Source organism: Mycolicibacterium pyrenivorans, assembly GCF_025821625.1.
GTDB classification, from domain to species: domain Bacteria; phylum Actinomycetota; class Actinomycetes; order Mycobacteriales; family Mycobacteriaceae; genus Mycobacterium; species Mycobacterium pyrenivorans.
This window is the reverse complement of sequence record NZ_JACKSH010000117.1, coordinates 1-420: the sequence shown is the minus strand read 5'-3', so window position 1 is coordinate 420 and position 420 is coordinate 1. Positions and strand designations below refer to the sequence as shown.

The 420-nt window shown below is 64.5% G+C and carries 1 protein-coding gene; it reads right to left on the bottom strand.

Going from position 1 to position 420, the window contains the following annotated elements; genetic code table 11:
- Window positions 1–292: LpqN/LpqT family lipoprotein (locus H7I57_RS14640; RefSeq protein ID WP_264024275.1), on the bottom strand; the 292-nt coding region annotated here is incomplete at its 3' end.
- Window positions 293–420: the final 128 nt, after the last annotated feature.

Sequence of the window (420 nt, the reverse complement as noted above, 5' to 3'; positions counted from 1 at the left end):
TGGACTTCCAGCCGTCCGGCTTCGGCAGCTCGACTTTCGGTTCGCCGGTGTCGGTGCGGTGCACCTGCTGTTCGGTGATCTTGTGGTCCTTGATGTAGCTGGCGATCGTCGGGTTGGGGCCGTCACTTGCCTTGCTGCCGGCCGCATCCGGACCGGTGGCCGCCGCTGTCGGCGCGGCCGCATCCGGACCGGTGGTCGACGCACTCGCGTCTTTGCCGGAGTCGCACCCGGCCAGCACCACAGACAGTGCGGTCGCTGCCGCGACGAGGCCGGTGATCGCGGACGTTCTCATACGGCCGAGACTAATCGACAGAGTTCGCGATGTTCCTGTGAGGCGGACCATCGACAGAGTTCGCGATGTTCCTGTGAGGCGGACCGGATTCGCTCTAGCATGAGGATTAGCTGTGGGATTACTGTGTG